Source organism: Belliella buryatensis (assembly GCF_900188245.1).
GTDB lineage: Bacteria > Bacteroidota > Bacteroidia > Cytophagales > Cyclobacteriaceae > Belliella > Belliella buryatensis.
In genome coordinates this window covers 281,404-298,775 of record NZ_FZOK01000002.1, presented here as the reverse complement: position 1 = coordinate 298,775, position 17,372 = coordinate 281,404, and the positions used below count along the sequence as shown (strand labels likewise).

General features: G+C 39.8%; 15 protein-coding genes. 6 read left to right on the top strand and 9 right to left on the bottom strand.

Annotated features, from left to right (window positions below; genetic code table 11):
* Nucleotides 1-25: 25 nt before the first annotated feature.
* The 3 genes from CHB66_RS03290 (at nucleotide 26) to CHB66_RS03280 (ending at nucleotide 2,608) form a co-directional block, all read left to right on the top strand.
* The gene (locus CHB66_RS03290) at nucleotides 26-1,426 is read left to right on the top strand and encodes a sodium-dependent transporter (protein ID WP_089237935.1); all 1,401 of its coding nucleotides are present in this window, start codon (nucleotides 26-28) and stop codon (nucleotides 1,424-1,426) included.
* A gap of 132 nt (nucleotides 1,427-1,558) precedes the next feature.
* The gene (locus CHB66_RS03285; protein ID WP_089237933.1) at nucleotides 1,559-1,930 is read left to right on the top strand and encodes a response regulator; all 372 of its coding nucleotides are present in this window, start codon (nucleotides 1,559-1,561) and stop codon (nucleotides 1,928-1,930) included.
* 93 nt (nucleotides 1,931-2,023) lie between these two features.
* Nucleotides 2,024-2,608, top strand: a complete 585-nt coding sequence (locus CHB66_RS03280) for a porin family protein (protein ID WP_089237931.1) — start codon at nucleotides 2,024-2,026, stop codon at nucleotides 2,606-2,608.
* Nucleotides 2,609-2,615: 7 nt separating this feature from the next.
* Here CHB66_RS03280 and CHB66_RS03275 read toward each other — a convergent pair whose 3' ends face one another.
* From CHB66_RS03275 to purN, 7 genes are all read right to left on the bottom strand, one after another.
* A complete protein-coding gene (locus tag CHB66_RS03275) occupies nucleotides 2,616-3,755 on the bottom strand; it encodes a galactokinase (RefSeq protein ID WP_089237929.1) in 1,140 nt (379 codons plus the stop codon).
* A gap of 2 nt (nucleotides 3,756-3,757) precedes the next feature.
* On the bottom strand, nucleotides 3,758-4,831 hold the full coding sequence (locus CHB66_RS03270; RefSeq protein ID WP_089237927.1) for an aldose epimerase family protein: 1,074 nt from the start codon (nucleotides 4,829-4,831) through the stop codon (nucleotides 3,758-3,760).
* 117 nt (nucleotides 4,832-4,948) lie between these two features.
* Entirely contained in the window at nucleotides 4,949-5,974 is a 1,026-nt protein-coding gene (locus tag CHB66_RS03265; protein WP_089237925.1) for a LacI family DNA-binding transcriptional regulator, read from the bottom strand.
* Between the two features lie 18 nt (nucleotides 5,975-5,992).
* Nucleotides 5,993-6,970: a M28 family peptidase gene (locus tag CHB66_RS03260; RefSeq protein ID WP_089237923.1), complete on the bottom strand. Its 978-nt coding sequence runs from the start codon at nucleotides 6,968-6,970 to the stop codon at nucleotides 5,993-5,995.
* Nucleotides 6,960-8,474 carry a cysteine--tRNA ligase gene (gene cysS, locus CHB66_RS03255; protein ID WP_245812656.1) on the bottom strand — a complete coding sequence of 505 codons (1,515 nt, stop codon included), beginning with the start codon at nucleotides 8,472-8,474 and terminating at the stop codon, nucleotides 6,960-6,962. The genes CHB66_RS03260 and cysS overlap by 11 nt, the downstream gene beginning before the upstream one ends.
* A 273-nt stretch (nucleotides 8,475-8,747) precedes the next feature.
* Nucleotides 8,748-10,274, bottom strand: a complete 1,527-nt coding sequence (gene purH, locus CHB66_RS03250; RefSeq protein WP_089237921.1) for a bifunctional phosphoribosylaminoimidazolecarboxamide formyltransferase/IMP cyclohydrolase — start codon at nucleotides 10,272-10,274, stop codon at nucleotides 8,748-8,750.
* Nucleotides 10,275-10,387: 113 nt separating this feature from the next.
* Nucleotides 10,388-10,945 carry a phosphoribosylglycinamide formyltransferase gene (gene purN, locus CHB66_RS03245; protein ID WP_089237919.1) on the bottom strand — a complete coding sequence of 186 codons (558 nt, stop codon included), beginning with the start codon at nucleotides 10,943-10,945 and terminating at the stop codon, nucleotides 10,388-10,390.
* Between the two features lie 129 nt (nucleotides 10,946-11,074).
* Between purN and CHB66_RS03240 the strand changes: the two genes are divergently transcribed.
* Entirely contained in the window at nucleotides 11,075-11,851 is a 777-nt protein-coding gene (locus CHB66_RS03240; protein ID WP_089237917.1) for a prohibitin family protein, read from the top strand.
* Between the two features lie 124 nt (nucleotides 11,852-11,975).
* Here the strand turns inward: CHB66_RS03240 and CHB66_RS03235 are convergent, their stop codons facing one another.
* Nucleotides 11,976-12,833 carry a geranylgeranylglycerol-phosphate geranylgeranyltransferase gene (locus CHB66_RS03235; RefSeq protein ID WP_089237915.1) on the bottom strand — a complete coding sequence of 286 codons (858 nt, stop codon included), beginning with the start codon at nucleotides 12,831-12,833 and terminating at the stop codon, nucleotides 11,976-11,978.
* Nucleotides 12,834-12,989: 156 nt separating this feature from the next.
* A complete protein-coding gene (gene recQ / locus CHB66_RS03230; protein ID WP_089237913.1) occupies nucleotides 12,990-15,122 on the bottom strand; it encodes a DNA helicase RecQ in 2,133 nt (710 codons plus the stop codon).
* A gap of 164 nt (nucleotides 15,123-15,286) precedes the next feature.
* Between recQ and CHB66_RS03225 the strand changes: the two genes are divergently transcribed.
* Complete coding sequence (locus CHB66_RS03225; protein ID WP_089237911.1) at nucleotides 15,287-15,514, top strand: CsbD family protein; 228 nt, start codon at nucleotides 15,287-15,289, stop codon at nucleotides 15,512-15,514.
* Between the two features lie 210 nt (nucleotides 15,515-15,724).
* The gene (locus CHB66_RS03220; RefSeq protein WP_089237909.1) at nucleotides 15,725-16,888 is read left to right on the top strand and encodes a homogentisate 1,2-dioxygenase; all 1,164 of its coding nucleotides are present in this window, start codon (nucleotides 15,725-15,727) and stop codon (nucleotides 16,886-16,888) included.
* The last annotated feature ends 484 nt before the right edge of the window (nucleotides 16,889-17,372 follow it).

Here is a 17,372-nt window from a genome sequence, read left to right as displayed (position 1 = left end):
ATCAACAATAATCAATCAATAAAGTATGGCATTAAATACTGAAACTGAAGGCAGGGGACAATGGGGCTCCAGTCTAGGGTTTATCATGGCTGCGGCTGGCTCCGCTGTCGGATTAGGTAACATTTGGAGATTCCCTTACATCACAGGTGAAAATGGAGGCGGTGCTTTTGTATTCGTCTATATTCTCTGTGTATTACTCATAGGAATACCATTGCTCTTCAACGAGCTTGCCATCGGTAGATTGACTGGTAAAAACCCAATCGGAGCGATGAAAAAAGCTTCGAACAACAAGTTCTGGATGATTCCAGGTATCATGAGTGTCATTATATGTTTTATGGTATTGACTTACTATTCTGTAATTGCAGGATGGACGGTAGGCTACATTATTACTGAATTGATCAATATACCGGTTGATTTTGATGTTTTCATTGAGACTCCAAAATATATCGTTCCCCTCACTTTCTTGTTTATGGTGATCACTATTCTGGTTATTTTGGGTGGTGTTTCTGGAGGAATTGAAAAAGCATCTAAACTTTTGATGCCTGTATTATTTATCCTCATTATTTTGATTGCAGGACGAAGTGTTACTTTACCTGGCGCATCAGAAGGGATCAATTACTATTTAAATCCTGATTTCTCTAAGATTAACGGAGGGGTGATTCTAGCTGCTTTAGGTCAAGCTTTCTTCTCTATGAGTGTAGGCTGGGGTCTGATGGTAACTTATGGTTCTTATCTACCAAAGAGTTCAAACTTAGTAACAAGTGGTCTTTGGATTGGTGCCTTGGATAGCTTTGTGGCACTTTTGGGTGGTCTGATGATTTTCCCAGCAGTTTTTGCTTTAGGGTTGAAGCCAGATGAAGGGCCTTCATTGGTATTTAAAATACTCCCTCAAGTATTCGATCAAATTCCAGGCGGATCTATCATAGGTGCTTCTTTTTTCTTGCTTTTGATGGTAGCGGCTTTGACCTCTACGATCTCCATGCTAGAAGTACCTGTAGGCTATTTGATTGACGAAAAGAAAATCTCAAGAAAGAAAGCAGCCTGGGGAGTTGGAATCACAGCCATGGTTGTCTCTATCCCTGCAATCCTAAGTTCTATTGAAGAAAGCGTCTTTAGCAAAATCACGATGAAAATTGGCTCTATTCAAAAAACTGGTTGGTTTGACATCATGGACTGGACCTTCGGTACCCTATCTGTGACGGTGCTTTGTCTTTTGTTTGCATTATTCTCAGGATGGGGTTTCAAGAGCAGCAGACTTGTGGATGAAATTGCCATTGGTGCTCCAGCATTCAAAAAGAAATTATTATTCGGAATCAGTCCAGGTCAAGTCTGGGTATTCTTTATCAGATATGTATGTCCTTTGGTAATAGGACTTGTTCTACTCAATCTTTTTGGAGTCTTCGGAGAACCAGAATCAGGGGGTTGATAATCATAAGTTTATGATTTATAAAAAGGTTTTTGGTTATTAGACCGAAAACCTTTTTTTATTTTTATATATACTTTTATGTTTTTTAAATATTTTTTTCTGATATTGGTACCGTTCACCCTAACATGACATATGAAAGTTCTTGTAGTAGATGATGATGCTATCAATAGACTGATACTTCAAAAGCTTTTCGAGAAAGAAAATAACACCGTCAAAACAGCGCAGAATGGTTGCGAAGCTATGCAACTACTCAATGATGAAAGTGATTTCAATATCGTGATTACGGACATCATGATGCCTGAGATGGATGGGATCCAGTTGCTGGCTGAAATCAAACTCAATGATAAAATCTCTAAGATTCCTATCATAGGTTTTACAGCTGGCGATATAGATTATTTTCGAAGAATAAGCAGTGTGGCTTTTGATAGACTATTACCAAAGCCAATGGATTTCTACGAGTTATATGATATAGCCCATAGATTTGTAAACAAAAGCCTCAATTGAAAAACAATTGAGGCTTTTTCTTTCGTTAATACCTTTGAGACTTTGACATAACCCGAGGTTTTCGTTAATTCAGGCACCTAAAACCAAATTCAAATGAAAAATATCCTGCTTCTGCTTTTCTCCTTTCTGTTGATATCAAACTTGAAGGCACAAGATTTTTCTATAGGTCCAAAGTTTGGCGTATCTCAAGCTAACATCAAAGTAAATGGTGATGGGTTTGAGTCGGGAGAAGATAGAATGGGCTATCACATTGGAGCATTTGTCCGAATGGGTGGAGCATCGATTTTCGTACAACCAGAATTCCTTTATACCAATACTGGTGGCTTTATTATTGACGATAATAACAACACTACAATTGAAACAAGTTTCAATAGATTGGATATCCCAATGATGGTTGGCTTTAAATTGGCTAAGTTTTTTAGAATACAAGCAGGCCCAATAGCAAGTATTTTACTCGATCAATCCTTTGGAGAAAACCCCATCGCGGCGACCCAAAATATAGAATATAGAAACTCGACCATCGGTTATCAGGCAGGGATTGGATTAGACTTGGGCAATCTAATCCTAGACGCCAAGTACGAAAGCTCTCTCAACAAAATAGCAGGTAGCGTAGCAGGATTTCAAACAGACCAAAGACAAACACAGTTAGTGCTCTCTGCAGGGTTCAGATTATTCTAACTATAAATCACAACCTACCTGATCCATCTTCGGGAGAAACCAAATGAAACTCAGGAGTTCTCCCAAATTTTTCTTGATATTTAATACTTACCGCTTCTTTGATTCGATGAACTTCTGTAATATGGACAATATTTATAGTACAGCCACCAAAGCCTCCTCCCATCATTCTAGCTCCTAAAATCCCCGATTCATTTTTTGCATAATCCACCAAAAAATCTAGCTCCTTACAACTGACTTCATATTCTTTACTAAGCCCTTGATGCGAGGCAAATACATTTTGACCAAAAGCTTTTAAATCCCCTTTTGAAAGTGCTTCACAAGCATCTAATACTCTTTGATTTTCTTCAATTACATACTTGCATCTAGTTTTGACAGTATTACTGACATCCAAGCGGTCTAAAAGATCTAAAGAAACATCTCCTAAATCCCTTATTGACGAATCAATCCTTTGGGCAGCTTTTACGCCCGCTTCGCATTCTTCCCTACGGGTATTGTAAGCACTTTCCGAAAGACTATGCTTCACCTTAGTATCGATCAGCATTAGCTGATAGTCTCCAAGCTCAATCGGAAAGTACTCAAACTCCAATGTCCTACAATCCAATCTGATGGCATAATCCTTCTTGCCCATGACAGAGGCAAACTGATCCATAATCCCACATTGAACTCCTGCAAAGGTATGTTCAGCTTTTTGAGCATAATGAACCAATGAAATTTTTGGAATATCAAAGTCGAAAAGTGTGGACAAAGCATAACCTACTGCACACTCCAAGGCAGCAGAAGATGATAAGCCAGCCCCAACAGGTATATCTCCTCCAAAAACCATATCAAACCCACTTACAGGATAACCTGCTTGTTGTAATTGAGCCACGACCCCCATGATATAAGTCGCCCAATGATTGGGCTTTGGAGAAAAAGACTCAATTTCAAAAGCAAACTCTTCTTTGAAATCAACGGAATATAATCTACAGGTATTTAATCCTTTTTTTGAGATAGCGACAACCATCTTCTTATCTATCGCCGCAGGAAGCACATATCCGCCATTATAATCTGTATGCTCACCGATTAGATTGATTCTACCAGGCGAATAAACCAAAATAGGCTCCTTATCAAATTTGGCTTGAAAGATTTCTTTTATTTTTTGTTGCATGGCTAGTCTATAGTGAATTTGAAAGTAGTTTGAGAGCGAAAAGTTTCTCCTGGATTTAACCGGATGGATGGAAAATCAGGTCGATTCGCTGCATTGGGAAAACCTTGAGTTTCTAGACAAATAGCAGCATGGCGCTTGTAATAGCTATTGGATTTCCCAGCGTAACTCCCATTAAAGTGATTAGAAGTATATACTTGAACAGCGGGTGCAGTGGTGGCACAGATCATCCTTCTCCCAGACCTTGGGTGTGACAATGTCACTTGAGGTCTTACTGGGTCAAGTTTGAAGGCATGATCAATACCATTACCATTTTTCATCTGTGGGTGATTGTCAGCTAATGCAATTCCAAGATTTTTCTCTTTTCTGAAATCAAAAGGAGTTCCACTAACATCTTCAAAGCCTCCCAAAGTAAAACATGATGAATCAATAGGTAAGTAGTGTTGAGCCTGAATAGATAATTCATGGTCTAAAATATCTCCGCTATGGTCTCCGCTAAGATTGAAATAACTATGATTGGTAGGGTTGATGATAGTAGCTTGATCAGTAACGGCTTCATAGCTGATCTTTAATTCCCCCTCCAAATTAACCACATACCATACTGAGATTTTGACATTTCCTGGATAGCCTTCTTCTCCATCGGGGCTAAAAAGAGAAAACTTCACTCCAATTTCATTGTCTGATTGAAATCTAGAGGTATCCCAAAGCTTCCTATCCCACCCTAACATACCTCCATGAAGGTGGACATCTCCTTGATTAATTGGCAACTGGTAAATCCTGCCATCTAATTCAAATTGATTGCCCTTTGTACGTCCTGCCACTCTACCTATCGTAGATCCAAGATAACAATATTCACGCTGATACGTCTTTTCAAAATAACCCTCAAGAGAATCAAAGCCTAACACAATATCATCCATCTTTCCGAACCTATCAGGGACATGAAGCGAAGTCAAAGTAGCCCCTAGGTTCATGATCGAGGCCTTAATTACTCCAGGTATTTCTAAAGTAAAAAGTTCTATTTCTTCTCCTTTTGGCGTCTTCCCAAAAGAAGTAGTATTCATATGGCATTCTGAAATCATACAATTGATATAGGTTTGATCGCTAAAAATAAAAATTGAAAATCAAATAACCCATAAATTATGAAGATAAGAAGGAAGAAGTTTGATTTTCAGTCAATTTGACTTTTAAATTGACTTCTATTTCCTCTTGATCGTAGAGTTTCTAGCTATCAAAGTAGTATCTAGTATAAAGGATTGAGGATCATCAGATACAATTTCATCCAATTGATCTAAGAGATGATTAGCTGCTATTTTACCCATTTCGTAGCCCGGCTGAACGACTGTAGTCAGCGAAGGCTCTACCACAGAAGAAGTAGGGTTGTTGGTAAATCCAGCTAAAGCAATGTCTTCCGGAATTCTTACTCCATGCTCCTTAAGTACCAACATTACATCTATGGCTAATGGGTCAATCATGGCAAATATGGCATCTGCTCTATCTTCCTCCTCTAATATCTGTTTTGCAATCCGCCTATTCGTATCTTCTTTAAGATCTGATATATACACCCTGCTTTCCGTCTCAGATATCCCAAACTCTTCCAAAGCCTTTAGAAAACCTTCTTTCCTCTTTTTGCTGATATAAAGATCCTGAGGACCTGATATGAAAGCTACTTTCTTACAGCCTTGTTCCAATAAATGTTTGGTCACTTGATAAGCTCCATTGGCATCGTCTACGGTGACTCTCGATACTGGGATCTCTTCCGTCACTCGATCAAACATAATGAAAGGAATACCTCGATCATAAAGATCCTGCAAATGCTGGTAGTTTTTGGTCTCCCTGCTCAATGAAATCAGAAGGCCGTCCACTTGTGAGGCTACAAGTACTTTGATATTCGAAATCTCTTGTACATAAGACTCATTTGACTGACAAATCATGACATTATACCCACGCTTGTATGCTGTGTCTTGAATGCCTGAGATATTGCTAGAGAAAAAATGTGAAGTCAACTCCGGTACAATCACTCCAAGCACTTTACTTCTACTGATCCGCAGGGACTGAGCCAATAGATTGGGTTGGTAATTCATGCTTTTGGCCATTTCTACCACTTTGAGCTTCGTCTCTGGATGCAGCTCTGGAGAATCTTTCAAAGCACGGGAAACAGTAGATACCGATACATTCAGTTTCTTTGCAATTTCCTTCATGGTCACTTGATGGCCTCTTTTCATAAACTTGTTGTTAGTGCACTATTCTTGATAAATTGTGAAAAGTACTGTCTGTCCCACAGCTTTCAATGTACGGGTATCAATTAAATCCATATTATCATCATGGGTGTGATGATAGCGCCCAAAACCTGTCTGAGGTGAAAATTCGATGATGTCGATCATCGGGATCTTTGCATCTCTATTCACAAAGTAGTGATCATCTGTGATTTCTCCAGCATCTTTCAAAATAAAATGATCAGAAAAGCCCAACTCAATCCCATAATTCCAAACCTTATTGACAATATTCTTTGCATAGTACATAGAGTAACCTTCTCTATAAAATCTCGCCCCTTTGGCTCCTACCATATCTAATAAAATTCCAAAATAAGCATTATAGCCTTTTTCGTGTGGGTTTTTGGACCAATGCTGTGAACCATGACACCACCATACTTGAGAATTATCTCTAGTGTATGCTGTCTCGGGCTCTCCATCATCTTCTCCATCAAAAAGTATAAAATCCACACCTACATCAGGCTTCAATTCAGAAGTTGCAATAATTCTAGCTAGTTCTAACGCTACCCCTACACCCGAGCCTCCGTCATTAGCACCGTCTATTGGCTCGTCTATGCGCTCAGTATCTTTGTCAGCGATTCTCCTTGTATCCCAATGCGCAGAAATCATAATTCTCTTCTTTGCCTCAGGTTTGTAAGAAGCTATAATATTAGTCAAATCCCAAGTCAACCCATCGTATGTCTTCACTTGGAAATCCTGTCTCTGCACAGTCAAACCAAACTCCTCAAACTTATCAATAATCCAATCTCTAGTCAGGCTATGCCCCTCCGTCATCGGAACACGAGGACCAAAATCAACTTGCTGCTGGATAAATGCGTAAGCAGAGTCCGCATTGAATTCAGGCACAGACTTATAAGTAATTTCAGTTACTTGCTCAGAGGAATTCCCAGAGTCACAAGATGCGGCAGCGCAGATCAAAAAAACTATGATCAATAATTTATTCTTCATATGCCCAATCGATTTTGTCTTTCATATCCTTGACTACTATTCCTAGCCCCTTGAGTGAATTTCTAATTTCATCCACTTTACCATAATCTCTGGCCAACTTTGCTTCTGCATAAAGCTTCAACAATACATCCAAAAGTCCTTCTTGGTGATCTGGTTTCTCTTCTTCCAAGCCTAGGATTTCCTCCACGAAAGTAACAAAAGTCTCAATCATCTTCTCAAACACTTCTTGACCAAACTGAGCAGCTTTGAGTTGTCCCGTATAAATTGAGTTTATTTTTTTCAAGAGGTTGAATAAATGCCCTATCGCCTGTGCCGTATTGAAATCATCATCCATCGCTCGGTATGCATTGGTAATGATCTGTTCCACTTGCTGAATTTGGTTATCATCAAGTGAAATAGCTTCGTCTGCTACAAATTCTAGTTTTTTAGCGATCTTGAGGCCATTGATGATTTTCTTGTAGCCTTTCTGAGCGGCTTTCAAAGCATCATTGGAGAAATCTAAAGTAGATCTATAGTGAGCTGTCAGAATAAAATACCTGATGGTCATTGGGCTGTAGGCTTGCTCTAACAAATCATGCTTGCCTGTGAACAATTCCTGTAACGTTATGAAATTACCCAGCGACTTGCCCATCTTCTGACCATTGATCGTGATCATATTGTTGTGCATCCAGTATTTGGCTGGGTCTTGATGATTGCAGGCATTTCCTTGGGCGATTTCACATTCATGGTGTGGAAACATCAAATCCATTCCTCCACCGTGAATATCAAAATGCTTCCCAAGATACTTAGAACTCATAGCAGTACACTCAAGGTGCCAGCCTGGAAAACCCAAACCCCAAGGTGATTCCCACTTCATCAAGTGCTCTGGGGCTGCTTTCTTCCATAAGGCAAAGTCTACGGCATTTCTCTTTTCAGTTTGCCCATCTAGTGCTCTGCTTCCAGAAACCAACTCTTCCAGCACCCTACCCGAAAGCTTTCCATATTGCCTTGTTTCATTGTATTTCAACACATCGAAATAAACTGAACCATTGACTTCGTAAGCCAAACCCTCATCCAAAATACCCTGCACTAATGCTATCTGCTCTGGAATATGGCCCGTCGCTCTTGGCTCAATGCTTGGCTTGATGGTATTTAATGCCTGCATATCTCTATGGTAAGTATCCGTGTATTGCTGGGCTACTTCCATAGGCTCAAGCTGCTCAAGCTTAGCTTTTTTTGCAATTTTGTCTTCCCCTTCATCTGCATCACCTTGCAAGTGCCCCACATCAGTAATATTCCTGACATATCGTACTTTATAACCTAAGTGACTCAAGTAGCGGTAAACAGTATCAAATGTAATAGCAGGCCTTCCATGACCCAAATGTGCATCACCATACACAGTAGGACCACATACATACATGCCTACAAAGGGCGCATTGATCGGTTCAAAAATTTCTTTCTGTCTGGAAAGGGTATTATATATTTTTAATTCAGAATGATGTGTCATAGTGTAAATATTAATCATTGTGCAGATTTAAGCACTTAACAACACAAAGTAAAGGATAAGTTTGCAAATTAGCTTTTAGAATTTATGATGCGAAAAAATTAAAGCGCTATAATGTAGATTTATCTTAAGCCTATCTCTGTAAGTAAATTAGTTATTTCATCTTTAGTAATGTTGTTAAGTTCACTTTTGTCATAAATGTGCGTAATAAACCCAAAGTATAAGAATTTGAGTAAAAAAGAGGCCTGTACATCAATTTGTAAGGCCTCTTTTTTACATTTCATTTCTACACAATCAATGCTTAAAATGCCTCACACCTGTCATCACCATACTCATCCCATTTGCATCACAGAAGTCTATAGAATCTTGATCCTTGATCGATCCTCCAGGCTGAACTACCGCGGTGATTCCCTCTTTTGAAGCAATCTCTACACAGTCAGGAAAAGGGAAAAATGCATCTGAGGCCATCACAGCTCCTTTGAGATCAAAGCCAAAAGACTTTGCTTTTTCTATCGCTTGTCTCAAAGCATCTACCCTTGAAGTCTGTCCTACACCCGAAGCAAACAATTGATTGCTATTACTCAATATAATCGTATTAGATTTGGTATGCTTGCACACCTTGGCTGCAAAAACCAAAGCATCCATTTCCATCTCCGAAGGTGCAACTTTAGTGGCTACCTTAAAGTCCGCTTTTGATTCGGTTTGCAAATCCTTGTCTTGCTCAATGATACCATTGAGCAAAGTTTTGATCTGCTTGGTACCAGGAAGCTCCATTTTTTGTTTCAAGAGGATCCTGTTTTTCTTTCCCTTCAATAAATCTAGCGCATCAGCATCAAAAGATGGTGCAATCAATACCTCGAAGAAAAGACTGTTCATTTCCTCAGCAGCAGCCAAATCTACATTTTGATTGGTGACCAATACACCACCAAATGCGGAAGTAGTATCTGCTTCAAAGGCCTTTTGGTAGGCTTCCTTCACACTTGAGGCGCTGGCAACACCACAAGCATTGGTATGCTTTAAGATCGCAAATGCCGTCTCTCCCTTGAATTCAGCAATCAAGGCAACAGCAGCATCTACATCTACCAAGTTATTGTACGAAAGCTCTTTTCCATTCAATTGATCAAAAAGTGCCTCAAGATCTCCGTAGAAATGAGCCGCCTGATGAGGGTTTTCTCCATATCTTAAGGCCTTAGCTTTGTTCTCAGACACCTTCAATGCTGGGATATTTGCTGTCTGATTGAAATAATTGAAAATATGGGTATCATAATTCGAAGATACTTGGAAGGCCTGAGCGGCAAAATACCTCCTATCCTCCAAGGTTGTCGCCCCATCTTGTGATTTCAACCTCTCCTCTAGCTCTCCATATTGATCCTTGGATGCGATGATCACCACATCCTTGAAGTTCTTAGCCGCTGCCCTAATCAAGGAAATGCCTCCAATATCAATTTTTTCAATCACATCAGCCTCTGATGCGCCAGATGCTACGGTCTCTTCAAATGGATACAAATCAACGATCACTAAATCAATCGCAGGGATATCAAATTCTCCAGCTTGTGAAATATCACCTTCGTGATCTCTTCTATGAAGGATACCACCAAAAATTTTTGGATGTAAAGTCTTTACTCTTCCCCCAAAGATTGAAGGATAACCTGTCAATTCCTCCACGGGAACGACCGCGGCTCCTTGCTCTTCGATAAACTGCTGTGTTCCACCCGTAGAGTAGATTGTTACCCCTTGAGCTTTGAGCTGAGCAATAATCGGTTCAAGATTGTCCTTGTAAAAGACTGAAATTAAAGCTGATTGGATTTTTTTGGTAGCCATGTTTTTTTGTGACTGCCACGAGAGAAGCTAATACACCAAGGAACTAGCTGTCTTTCTGTGGCTATATTTTGGTGAATAATTTTTCAAGTTGCAAATGTAGGAAAACCAAGGGATTAAAGCAGGCTTTCTATCACATTTGGAAAGTATTTATGCTCTAGTGCATGGACTTTTTGCGCAATTGCTTCAGGACTATCCGTCGAAGCTACTGCTACTGCGGCTTGAAAAATAATCTTGCCCTCGTCATAATTCTCGTTGACCAAGTGGATGGTGATCCCAGTTTCTTGATCTCCAGCATCCTTCACGGCCTGATGCACATGCATCCCATACATCCCTTTACCTCCATACTTTGGAAGCAAAGCGGGGTGAATATTTACAATCCGCTCAGGAAAAGCATGAATCAAATTGTCTGGAACCTTCAACAGAAATCCTGCAAGAACCACCAAATCAACATGTAATCCTTTTAATTTTTCTGTCAGAACACCTGCTATCAAGTCGGATTTTGAAAAAGTAAAAGAAGGAACACCAAACTTACTAGCTCTTTCTAGTACAAAAGCATCTGTTTTGTTGGAGGCTACCAAAACCACTCGGGCTTTAGTCGAACCTTTAAAGTACTCTATGATTTTCTCGGCATTGCTACCACTTCCTGATGCAAGTATGGCTATATTCTTCAATTGAGGTGCTGTTTATTTAAGAATTCAAAATTACAGATTTATTGAGAAGAATTTAAATTATACTGATTGAATAGACAACCTTAGGTAAGTATTCTCTCGTTAACTTAGCTGAAACTAATCCAAAAATATATGAGAAATATTCTGTTTTTGTCCATCCTAGCCATCCTAATCAGCTCTTGTACCGTTGTACGTCAAGGTGAAGTAGGGGTCAAACGAAAATTTGGTAAACTCAACGAAAATATCGCCGATGCAGGCCTTGTTGGCTTCAATCCATTTACTACCAGAGTCATCAAAATCCCAATTCAAACTGTCAATCAAGAAGTCAAACTCAATCTCCCGAGCAAAGAGGGATTGACCATAGAGTCTGAGATTTCCATTCTTTATAACATTCAGAAAAATAAAGTACCATTCATCCTTGAAGATATAGGCGAGAACTATGAAAGAGTCTTGATCATGAACGTGTTCAGGTCGGCCGCAGCAGATGTCACTGCCCAATACATGGCCAAAGACATGCACTCAGGTATGCGTAGTAAGATCGAAAATGAAATCAAAGACCGCATGGACGAATCTCTACTAGAAAGAGGTTTTGTGATCGAAAGGGTACTGATGAAAAGCATCAAACTCCCGCTGGAATTGAGTCGTGCCATTGAGCGAAAGCTACAAGCTGAGCAAGAGGCACAACAAATGCAATATGTGCTAGACAGGGAAAGACAGGAGGCCGAAAGAAGACGCATAGAAGCAGAAGGAACACGTAATGCCCAAATGATCTTGGCAGAAGGACTAGTGAGAGAAATCATCGAACTCAGAAGTATTGAGGCTTTCCGTGAACTTGCCAACTCACCCAATACCAAAATTATCATCACAGATGGAAAGACTCCTTATCTGATCAATTCTCAGAAGGATTAAGGCTTTTCTGATAGAACGCGGAGGACACGGATTGGGAGGATGGTCGCAGATTGAGATTGATTTTTAAATCTGTGGCTATCCGCCCAATCCGCGTCATCTGTGTTGCATCACATGAATAAGCGTACTATAAAAGCCCCATGCTGATAATCCCCGTCAGCATCAGCAGCTTGGATAAAATGCTCAACTGTGTAAAGTGCTCCTTGCGATCCGCAATGTAAATCTTGTACATAAACAAAAAGAATAAGAAACTTAACCCTCCAAAATAATAGAATAGGGAGGCATTATTGATCTTGAAAGTGACAGTGAGTATAGCGCAAACAAAAGCTATAGCGATCACAAAAATCACTCTTTTGGTATTACGAAATCCTAGCACAATAGGCAATGTCTTACAACCATGCTTCCTATCCCCTTGCCTATCCTCTATATCCTTGATAATCTCACGAATCAAGTTGATAAAAAACGCAAAAATCGCATAGGTCAACACAAGTAATTCTGATTGCTGATAGTAATACCCCACAATCCAAATCGCCGCACCTGTCAATAAAGCCACTACAAAATTGCCTATAAATGGCAAACGCTTCAGCTGATTGCTGTAAAGCCAAAGTAAAAAAGCCGAAATAAATGTAATTACCCCCACCCTCGGACTCACATACCATGCAATTCCAATTCCTGTAAAATTCAATACCGTGTGAAAAAAAATCACCATCCGCCGCTTCATACCCTTTCCGATAATCACCTCATTAGGCTTATTGATATAGTCGATCTTCACGTCATAGTAATCATTGATCATATAGCCAGAAGCGGTAATGATCACCGTAGACAAAACCAATAAATACAAGTTGACATCCTGTAGTACTGGAAGACCCTGCCGACTTGTCTCCACTAAAAAATAAGCCGTCATCAATTGTGCAAAAGCAACAATGATCAAATTGGCAGGACGGCTGATTTTGAACAAACTCCAAAAAGAAAATGATTGAGCCATGTATGTGGTTGGATTACAACGTAAAAATACGACAAGAATTTGGCATTGGAAGGAGGAAGAGAATTTTAGATTTCAGATTTACTCAATATAAAGTTATAATCACAAAGCCCCAACTTTCGCGAAGCTTTGCACCTTTGCTTCCTTAGCGTCTTCCCCCTACCTCTCCTCAGCTAAAGCTACCTTCAATTGGAAATAAGAATATCGCTCTCCAAAATGTTCTTTCAAAGGCTTGAGAAAATGTGAGTCTTGGCGTCTATAGGCCAAGCGGATATTAAGCACATCATCCTTAGACAAAAACGCTTCTGGTTCAACATGCTTTTTCTTCACCATATTGACCAAGTGCTCCTCCACGGTATGAGGAGTCATCCCTCTTTCATTGGCGATTTGGAAAATATTTTTCCCTTCTTGAAACAGTTTCAGTGTCATGGATTCCGATGCAGAACTTCTTGCAGGTTTGACCCGGCTTGTTTGTTTTTTTTTCTGTGGCGTCAGCCTATGCTCCGCTACATAGGCTTTGACAACCTTCATGAAATCATTCCCATAACTCTGCGCCTTGACTTGACCTACTCCTGATATACTTAAAAATGATGGCTCGTCCACTGGAAGATAGGTCGCCATCTCCAGCAGAGCATTATCTGCAAAAACCACATAAGGAGGCACCCCACTTTTCTGAGCTATCGAAAATCTCAAGGCTTTCAATTCATCCAGCAAGCCTTCATGATGTTCTTTTGGCTTATTGGATACATCAGACAAAGACTCTTCCATAGGTAATAGGATTTTCTCCTTTGACTTAAGCTTCTGCCAAGCAAATTCAGTCAATTTGAGCGTAGGGAAATGTGCACCTGCTTCAGCCAGATATTCTTCTTGAATCAGCTTGTCGCAAAGGTTTTTCCAAAACGCCTCTGGTCTATCCTTGCCTATCCCATATACACTGAGCGCTTGATGCTCCTCTGACAGCTTACTAGACTTTGAGCCTCGGAGTACCAATAATACATGACCGATACCATAATTCTCTCTCAGTCTTACAATAGCTGATAGCAACATTTGCGCTGGAATTGTCATATCCTGACGCTTGCCTTTTTGAAAGCATATATCACAATTGCCACAATCCCCAGCATGGTTTTCTCCAAAATAATTGAGTAGATATTTCCTTCTGCAGATTCTTGTCTGACAAAAAGCCTTCATTTTTTCCAGCTTGTCTTGCATCACATCTACAAACTGTTGGTTTTCGGCTTGATCGAGCATTCTACCCAATGTAATGGCATCCTGTGCAGAATAAAATAACAATGCATCGCTAGGCAATCCATCACGACCTGCCCTACCAGTCTCTTGGTAGTAGCCTTCGATATTCTGAGGCATATTCATGTGAACCACAAAGCGTACATTGGACTTGTCTATTCCCATCCCAAATGCTATCGTTGCCACCATGATTTTGACTTCATCTTTGATAAAAAACTCTTGATTTTTCTCCCGCTCTTCCCTGGGCAATCCAGCATGATAGGGCAATGCTGACAAACCCCTCGCCTGCAATTCGGCGGCTGTTTCCTCTACATTTTTTCTAGAAAGGCAGTAGACCACACCTGAGTCCTTTTTGTGAAAATCTAAAAACTCCAATAATTTGCCCATGGCATCTCTTTTTGCGGTAACGCGATAGGTTATATTACTTCTGTCAAATGAAGAAATAAACCACTGAGGCAACTTCAAACCTAATTTATCAGCGATGTCTATCCTAGTCAACTTATCTGCTGTAGCAGTCAAGGCAATAAAAGGTATCTGAGGAAATGATTTTCTCAATTCTCCAATTTTCAAATACTCAGGCCTGAAATCATGTCCCCATTGAGAAACACAATGCGCTTCATCGATAGCGACGAAAGACAAATTCACGGTTTTCAGAAAGTCTATCAATGGATAATCTCCTCTATACAAGCGCTCGGGAGCAATATACAAGAGCTTGATTTTACCAGATTCAATTTGGGAAGAAATAAACCGCTGCTCACTTTGGCTTTGAGACGAGTTGAGAAATGCTGCAGGAATCCCGTTTGCATTCAATGCATCCACTTGATCTTTCATCAAGGAGATCAAAGGAGAAATCACCAAAGTCAAGCCTTGGAAAATCATGGCTGGGACTTGATAACAAACAGACTTCCCTCCACCTGTAGGCATCAAGACGATGGTATCTTTCTTATTGAGTACCGAGTCAATGATGGCCTGCTGATTTCCTCTGAAATCTGAGTAACCAAAAAACTGCTTTAAAACCTGAGAAGGGTTAGTGAAAGTGGTATTATTCATGGCTTTTGATTGATAATAAAAATGAAAACAAATTTACTAAATGATGTCTGCCAAACACAGTTAATCGACTTTTTAAGTAATTAAGTCCTAATCATAGGGTCTTTGGAATGGTCCTTGCTCCTATATACTTGAAATATATTTTAAACTAAAACCAATAAATTGTTATGTCTTTAGAATTGAAAATCAAAGGAAACTGGAATGAGTTGAAAGGTAAACTCAAAGAGAAATTTGGGGAATTGACGGATGATGATTTGGCTTATGCCGAAGGTCAGGAGGATCAATTATTAGGGAAAATCCAGAAAAAAACTGGTGCAGCCAAAGAGGAGCTTACCAAAATGCTCTTTGGCGAAGAAAAAGAAAAAAAAACCGAAAAGGATCATATAAAACAATAAAATAAGCCCAGTAAAACTGGGCTTATTTTATTCCGACTGATACATCAATTTCAAGTTATCTAATAAAAAAAGCCTCAGTGTCCAACAACTTTTCAACTTTCCCAACTTTACTACCTCTTAACTTTATCCCCAAAGAAATTTCCTTTAGCACCATAACTTCTCCTAAGCATATTTTCTTAAATTTGAATACAAATGTAAACCCAAGAAAAAATGGCTTATTATCATAGACTTGGAAATATCCCTCCTAAAAGGCATACACAATTCAGGCAGCCAGACGGTAGCCTCTACAAAGAAGAATTGGTCAGCTCGAAGGGTTTTTCAGGAATCTACTCCAATTTATACCACATCCACAATCCCAACAATGTTCAGAAGATCGGCAAGCCCACTCCATTTGACTGGGAAATCGCCAAAGAACATGGACTCAACCAAACCCATCTCAAGACAGCTGGAGTAGGCACAACAGGTAAAGATTACCTCAGTGCGCGAAAAATGCTGATGATGAACAATGATGTCATGATGGGCATTTGTTCTCCGGAACAAAGAAAGATGGATTACTTTTTCAAAAATGCCGATGGAGATGAATTACTCTACATCCATGATGGCGAAGGCGTGATGTATTCCCAATTTGGAAAATTGGAAGTTCGCCAAGGAGATTATATTGTCATCCCTAGGACGACTATCTATAGATTTGAATTCAAAGAAGAAGGCCCATTAAGACTCTTGGTCATAGAGTCCAAAGGTCCGATAGAGACTGTCAAAAGATACAGAAATGAAGTGGGGCAGCTTTTAGAACATTCTCCATATTGCGAGCGAGACATCCGTCCTCCTCATGAAATGTACACAGAAAGTGAAAAAGGCGAGTACCTAGTCCAAATAAAAAAGCAAGGGATGCTCCATCCATACACTTATGGCCACAGTCCATTGGACATTGTAGGCTGGGATGGTTATCTTTATCCTTATGCACTTTCGATACATGACTTCGAACCGATTACTGGAAGAATTCATCAGCCGCCACCAGTGCATCAAACCTTCCAAGCTTGGGGATTTGTAATCTGCTCTTTTGTACCTAGATTATTTGATTACCATCCATTGGCCATTCCAGCACCCTACAATCACAGCAATATAGACTCTGACGAGATCTTATATTATGCTGAGGGTGAATTTATGAGTAGAAAAGGAATCGATCGAGGCTCATTTACCTTACACATGGGAGGCTTACCTCATGGCCCACATCCAGGAACTGTAGAAAAGTCAATCGGTGCCAAAGCGACAGAAGAACTCGCTGTGATGCTCGACACATTCAAGCCTATGTTTGTCACAACCCAAGGTCTAGAATTCGTCGATCCTAATTACCCAATGAGCTGGACAGAGTAAAATTTCAACAATGCATTTGAGCCGATTAAAAGAATTAATCGGCTCAATTTTTTGTTTTAAAAAAATGCAAAAACAGATCGAATATTACAGATTGGATAATATACTGTGCTTATAAAAGCATATCATCCCCGTATCTAACCCGTGTCATCCACATATCAAACCCATACCAAATACGGAATAAATAATTGCTTATGTAAACGTAAGCCTTGACTAGCTTAATACTTCAGGTATTTTGAAAAGATCCCATGCAATCTATACAGCCTTATGGTGTTGCATTAAAATTGCAAAAACCATCCCCAACAAAAAACCGCTAATCCCTAAGGAAAAACGGTTTCTGATTTTTGTATGTCACCCTGATTTAATTTGACACTTTTTCTATTGATTGATGAAGTTCAACCTCCCGAAATTATCGGACAGGCACTTCGGGGTTGTTGTCTCCTGGATCATCTATATTCCCCGGGTTGCGACCCGGGGCTATTTAAAG